Here is a 6,949-nt window from a genome sequence, read left to right on the forward strand (position 1 = left end):
AATGATTTTATTTTGAAATAATTATTGGAAAGGTAGCCTTTGTTTAGAGAGAAAATAGATTTCAAATAGCGTTGAACTTTAAATTTGATTTGACTAAATAGGTGAAGGCAGAAAAAGAGTGTGTGTTCTCAACTTTTCTCTTCCTGCTCAGAACAGTAATCAAATCAATAAATAATAACCTATGGAAAATCTATACAAAAGAGGTCTCTGTATCGTTCTGTTTGCCTTCTTGACGGTGAGTAGTGCGTTTGCACAGTTTACAGTGAACGGGACTGTTATCGATGCCGATAGCGGTGAACTCTTGTTTGGCGTAACTGTCGTAGAAACAGAAACCGGAAACGGTGCAGCAACAGATATTAACGGTCAATTTTCGTTAAACGTAGCGGGAGAGTCAGCTACATTGCGAGTTACCTACATTGGCTATATTACCCGAAATGTAGAAGTAAACAGAAATGGAAATTCGGTCGTCGAGATTGAGATTGAGCTCGAACCGGATATTTCCAGACTGGAAGAGATCGTCGTAACAGGTCTTGCTTCAAATGTTAAGCGAAGTAATCTTGGTAACGCAGTATCAACGGTTTCAAGAAAAGAATTGGCAGGAACTACACTTGGCGAATCCATAGACAACTCTCTGTATGGAAAAATTCCGGGTGTGAATATCAATGCGAATGGTGGTTCGCCGGGCGGTGGCAGTAATGTTCAGCTGCGTGGTATTTCAACGTTAGGTTCAGGGTCTTCTCAGCCACTCTACATTATTGATGGTGTTTATGTTGATAATACAGTTATCACAACCGGACGATCGTCAGTCAGTGGTGCCGGTGGATCAAGCCAGGATGATGTTGCCAGTCGCGTTTCTGATCTCAATCCCGAGGACATTGAGTCAATAGAAGTGCTGAAAGGCCCATCTGCTGCTGCTATATACGGTGGTCGCGCTAATGCCGGTGTTATTATTATAACCACGAAAAGAGGACAAGCCGGTGAGACACGTGTGAGCATTAAGCAGGACATAGGTTTTACCAGTGCCTTAAACCTTCTTGGATTTGATGAATGGAGTGAAGAAAAGATAGATCTGATTTATAGCGGGCAACGTGCAGAAGATGAGAAAGCTCTTTTCCGACAGAATGGAAACCTTCTCGACTATGAGGAAGAGTTTTACGGAGAAACCGGTCTCTTAACTAATACTCAGTTAAGCGCCTCCGGTGGTAATGAAAGAACCCAGTTTTACGTGAGTGCAGGTGTTCAGTCAGAAGAAGGTATTATTAAAAATACCGGATTTGACAGGAACAATGTTCGTTTGAACCTTGACCATTCAATTAACAATAATATTTCCGTTTCATCGAACTCGAACTACATCAGAACTGATTCCGATCGTGGTTTTACGGGCAATCAAAATGGAACCGGCGGTAGTATTGGATATAATATTGCATACGTTCCAAGTTATTATGATCTGAGACCGGACGAAAACGGCAACTATCCTAATAACCCGTACTTTGCGGAAAATCCTTATAACCTGCGCGATAATGCGGTGAACAATCAGTTGGTAAACCGATTCTTGCAGAGTGTAAGGCTGGATGCTAATCTGTATAGTAATGCCAATAGCTTTCTAAGATTTAATACTCAGGTAGGATTGGACTATTTGAATTCAAATTCAATTATCTACTTCCCTGAATTTTTTCAGTCACAGCAGGCCAGCTCTACGCCTGGTGATGTGATTCATGGAAAGCAGGATAACTTCAACCTGAACATGCAGGCATTTCTGGTTTACAATGTTGATGTGAGCGATTTTAACTTCAACACGCAGATCGGTTATACACGCTTGTATGAAGAGTCAAACAGACTTCTGAACCGTGGTCGGGGTCTAGCGCCCGGGCAAACGAATCTGAACCAGGCACAGGTTCAGTCTGTATTTTCTCAAGTATTTCAGGAGGTTTCGGAAATTGGTTTAGTAGCTCAGGAAGAGATTAACTGGGCAGATAAGATTATTGCAACATTAGGTGTGCGATTTGATAAATCAACCCTTAATGCAAAGCAAAATACATTCTATCCATTTCCTAAAGCATCTCTGGCCGTTAATCTTACAAACTTTGATTTCTGGTCAATTGATGAAATAGAGTTATTCAAACTGCGTACAGCTTACGGTGAAACCGGAGGTAAAGCTCAATTTGGAAACACGTTTGAAGCACTGGGTGGTGTAAACATCGGTGGCGGACTTGGTTCCGTTATTTCTACACGAGCAATAGATCCAAATCTTAAACCGGAAACAGCCAGTGAGATTGAATTTGGAGCCGATATTAGTGCGTTCAATGGAAGGGTTGGTCTTGAAGCGACATACTATATCAAAAAAGTACGAGACTTGATTCTTGATCTTACCCCTGCATCCTCAACCGGGATTACTGCAATTGCTACGAATGCTGCAGAACTCGAAAACAAAGGGATAGAGCTGGCATTGACAGCCTCTCCATACAGAAGCAGGCAACTTTCGTGGATTACAAGACTGATGTATTGGAGTAACGATTCAGAAATAACACGTCTGGATATTCCTTCTTATGACACCGGAGCTTTTGGTCTTTCTTTAGGCCAGTATCTCATTCGTGAAGGATTTTCACCAACTACAATTGTTGGTAACCCACAAGATCCTGATCTGACATTTTATGGGAATGCACAACCGGACTATCAGATGTCCTGGTATAATGAATTTTCGTTCTTAGGTAACTTCGAATTTAGTTTCCTCTTCCAATATCAGAAAGGCGGAGATAACATTAACCTAACAAACTTCTTATTAGACGGTGGAGGAAATACACCGGACTGGAGCAATGACGATGATGGTGATGGTATTCCGAATGGATTGGATCGCGGGCCTTTCAACCCCAGCCGTTTTGTGGAGGATGCATCTTATGTGAAGCTTAGAGAAGTGGGACTGTATTATACCCTTCCGGGTGAAGTTGTATCAAACTTCTTCAATGCTCAGCGTATACGATTTGGTGTTTCAGGTAAAAACTTACTGCTATTCTCAGACTACAGCAGTTACGATCCTGAAGTATCTAACTTTGGTGCTCAACCGGTTTCACAATCTGTGGAAGTGACTCCGTATCCGAGTGCAAGAAGAGTATTCTTCCACATTAATCTCGACTTTTAAGAATGACTACTATGTTAAAAACAAAACACTATTTAACAACGATTTCTATTGTACTGTTGTCATTTTTAATGGCTGCAGGATGTGATTTGCTCGATGTAGAGGAGGTGATTGACCCGAATAATCCATCTTCTGCAGGAGTGCTGAACGATGCGACTCGCGGTGAACTCCAAAATATGGTAACCGGTCTTGAAAGCCGGCACCGCGGGTATGTGGCGAATACCACGCAGCTGTTCGGATCATTCGGACGAGAAACATGGAACTTCTTTGCTTCTGATCCGAGATTTACGATTGACTGGTTAGGACAGGAAGATATCACTGAACCATACCCTAATTTCTTTGCCTCCGGGGGAACCTATAATACTCCTTATCAGGCAATTAAACAGGCTAATCTGTTAATTGAATCGGTTCAAAACACAGGTACGGTTACAGATACAGAGAGAAATGCTTATCTCGGATTTGCTAAAACGATTCAGGCATTCCAGTATCTGATACCGCTGAATGGGCAATATCAAAACGGTATTCGGATTGATGTGGCTGATCCGCTAAACCCAGGCCCGTTTTTGGGTTATGATGCAGCTCTGGATAGAATAATATCCCTGTTGGATGAAGCTTACAGTAACCTAAACAGTGCACCGGCTGAATTGCCTTTCAGCTTAACGGAGGGTTTTGGTGAGTTTGCAACAACGGATGGACTGAAGCAGGTGAACCGGGCCATTAAGGCGCGAGCATCAATCTATGCAGAGGACTTCCCGGGAGCTCTGAATGCTCTGAACGATTCCTTTTTGGATTTGACTGCCGGAGAAGCAAGTATGAATCGTGGAGTATCTCACGTCTATGGAAATCCGCCGGATTCATTCAATCCGCTTTTCTATCCTCTGGATGCAAATACAAATCAGATTATGGTTGTTCATCCATCCATGATAGAAGATGCAGAGGCCGGAGATTTGCGCGTTGAGAATAAATTTTTCCAGCGTACCACTCCTGTGTCTAATGCAAACGTTCCTGAAGCTGCGGAGTACCAGGATGCGCGATTTGAAAGCAATACCTCATCGATTCCATATCTTCGAAATGAGGAGCTGATCCTGATTTATGCTGAAGCATTGGCGCAACGCGGTCAGGGCACAGATTTTATAGATGCTCAGAATGCTATCAACCTGATTCGAGACACCTGGAATCTTCCACCGGTAACTCTCACAACATTTGATGAAATAATTGATCAGGTTCTGTTTGAACGTCGATACTCACTCTGGGCTGAAGGTGGCCACCGATGGGTTGATGCTCGACGTTATGACCGATTGGATGAAATTCCAAATCGATATGGAAGGGTATTTACTCAATTGGCTCGCCCAACAAGTGAAACCAACTGGGAGAACCAGAACAACTAATAATATGTCAGTTCGAGCCGGCCTGCATTTAAAACATTTAAAAGCAGGCTGAGTCGAGAACTAAGAATTAACGAATTACTAAAAAGGCTCTGTGATTAAGTTCACAGAGCCTTTTTTATACAATGGGATTTCTAAGCGTAACTTTGTTTAACTAAAAAAACTAGTAGTTATGATATATTCCCCTCCTTACACCCCGACGTTTCGAGGGCAGGCAGGAGGGGAGAATCATTGCAAGATTCTTATGTCGAACTCACGTAAATCTCAGTTTCGAACAATCGGCAGCGTAATACTGCTTGGGTACTCCTTCGAATGGTGAATGTTGTTTGTCGCTGTAACACCTTCCGATTCATCATAGTTATTCCCGCCGGTATTCAGGTTACGATCAAACCGTGGAAAGTTGGAACTCGAGACCTCGATACGAATTCGGTGTCCCTTCTTGAAGTAGTTACTGGTCGACATCGGAGTCATGTTTACTTGATAGACGTTTCCTTCTTCCATAAAGACCAATTTATCGTATCCCTCACTGTATCTTACACGCTGAATCGTCTCATCCAGGTTATACGCAGTTCCATCCGGATAGACATCAATCAGTTTGATGGTGACGTCGGTATCTTTTACATCAGACGAGAGATAGAGCGTACTTTCAATAAAGCCGCTTACTTCAATACCCTCTTCCAGTGGTTCGGACGTGTAGACTAGAATATCATCCCGTAACTCCATCTCCTGCTGATCAAACGCACCGCCCTGAACGGCATTTCCCGTACAGCAGACATTACCGCCATAGGATGGAACCGGATTCATAGGGTCATATATAAACGTGTCCGGATTGTCTTGGTCCGGTGCTTCATTCTGAAGAGATCCATCACCATTTCTTGTATTGGCGTTGCCTCCGCTGTTCAGATAGTATGTGGTCATTTCAGCATTAGCCGGAGGCCATTGGTCGGCAGTCTGCCATTCATTTGAGCCCATGGTATAGTAGCGGACTCGTGGAAGTTCTTCGGTAATATTATTGTCAACTCCTTTCATCCAGTAATCGAACCAGTCGTAGATCATCTCCTCATAATTGAGGGTAGCATCACCCACATTTCGCTCACCTACTACAGTATTTTCCGTTGCCCTGGTATAAGCGCAGTGCAGGGTAGGAGCAATAACCAGATACTGGTTGTCTCGAATATCCGGATCGGAGGCGCTCTCCCGAACGTGATTAAACAGTGCAAGATTTGGACTCACACCCACATCATACCAGGAAACAAACCAGAAACTAGGCACACCGAAATCCATATCATCGTGGTAAAGGCCACTTTCATACCATTGTGGGTCATCTGGTTTGCGGGTAATCATCTCCTCGTAAATACCTTTGGGTCCGTTAACATTCTTGATGATATCCTGAATGGGCAGATGACGTAAACCTTCAGACCAGTCAACCCGAGGGTAGGTGGGAGCCATATCATAAAAACGTTGTAGTCTGAGAAGATCTTCTTGTGAAATTCCTCGTGGCAATTTAGGCGCCATCGGGTCGTGCTGCGTTGAGTAGAGCCACGCGGTAAAAAGCATCTGTCCGGCTCCGCCTCTGTACCAGTTTCCCTGCTCATAAAATTCCCCGATTCGTCCTACACCGGCTCCATATCCCTGCGGAACCATCGCGGCGTGTGCGGGGTGATCCATAGCGGCAACCGCCATCTGCCATTCGGCGGTTGAGGAACAGCCAAGCGTTCCGATATTGCCGTTGCTCCACTCCTGATCGGCCATCCAGGTAAAGGCATCGTAACCGTCTGTGAGGGGAGTGCCGAGGATATCCCAGTCGCCCTCAGAGAAGAACCGTCCGCGTTCGTTCTGAACTACGTAAGCATAACCTTTCTCAACGGCCTGCAGAGCTGAGTTAAGCGTTCGGGTATTGAGCTCTCCGTTTCGATAGGTATTAAAATTGTAGGGAGTTCTTGAAAAGATAATCGGCACAGGCTCATCCGTTTTTGGCCGGTAGATATCGGTAGCTAATCGAACACCGTCAGACATCGGCATCATCACCTTTTGATCGATAACGGCGACCTCTTCGAGCTGTTCTAATACATTTTGATTCTGCCCATAAGCGAAACTGACGCATACTAACAGAAATGAGGTGAGCAGAATTGAAATTTTAAATCTCATATTGTTTGGATTGATTGATGGGTTACACAACCAATGTAGCCGATTCACAATTGAGAATGAATCTTTATTGAATGGGATAGATTAAACAAAAATACACCGTACAGCTCTCACCGCCCGGCGTTTTTGTTTGATTACGTTTTACCTTACCCCTCCAAGGGATCAGAACCCTTGGAGGGTTTTAAATTTTTTTGTAACAAAACAGGGGGGGTACTCTTGTACCTAAGAGCAATAATATTCATGTATTTAGGTACTTATGGAGAGTGACAAGCCAAAAAGCTATGTC

3 protein-coding genes are annotated in these 6,949 nt (G+C 43.8%); 2 read left to right on the top strand and 1 reads right to left on the bottom strand.

The window, feature by feature from the left end; all coding sequences use genetic code 11:
• Nucleotides 1–181 precede the first annotated feature (181 nt).
• Together BG260_RS13625 and BG260_RS13630 are read left to right on the top strand one after the other, a co-directional pair.
• On the top strand, nt 182–3,136 hold the full coding sequence (locus tag BG260_RS13625) for a SusC/RagA family TonB-linked outer membrane protein (RefSeq protein ID WP_069133513.1): 2,955 nt from the start codon (nt 182–184) through the stop codon (nt 3,134–3,136).
• 11 nt (nt 3,137–3,147) lie between these two features.
• Nucleotides 3,148–4,521, top strand: a complete 1,374-nt coding sequence (locus BG260_RS13630) for a RagB/SusD family nutrient uptake outer membrane protein (RefSeq protein ID WP_069133514.1) — start codon at nt 3,148–3,150, stop codon at nt 4,519–4,521.
• Between the two features lie 261 nt (nt 4,522–4,782).
• Here the strand turns inward: BG260_RS13630 and BG260_RS13635 are convergent, their stop codons facing one another.
• A complete protein-coding gene (locus BG260_RS13635) occupies nt 4,783–6,666 on the bottom strand; it encodes a CocE/NonD family hydrolase (protein WP_069133515.1) in 1,884 nt (627 codons plus the stop codon).
• Nucleotides 6,667–6,949 lie beyond the last annotated feature (283 nt).

It is taken from the genome of Rhodohalobacter halophilus (assembly GCF_001715195.1).
Lineage (GTDB): Bacteria > Bacteroidota > Rhodothermia > Balneolales > Balneolaceae > Rhodohalobacter > Rhodohalobacter halophilus.

Bases quoted from the DNA above. Each gene is read 5' to 3' on its own strand.
- BG260_RS13625 (WP_069133513.1), top strand. From the start codon at position 182: ATGGAAAATCTATACAAAAGAGGTCTCTGTATCGTTCTGTTTGCCTTC.
- BG260_RS13630 (WP_069133514.1), top strand. From the start codon at position 3,148: ATGTTAAAAACAAAACACTATTTAACAACGATTTCTATTGTACTGTTG.
- BG260_RS13635 (WP_069133515.1), bottom strand. From the start codon at position 6,666: ATGAGATTTAAAATTTCAATTCTGCTCACCTCATTTCTGTTAGTATGC.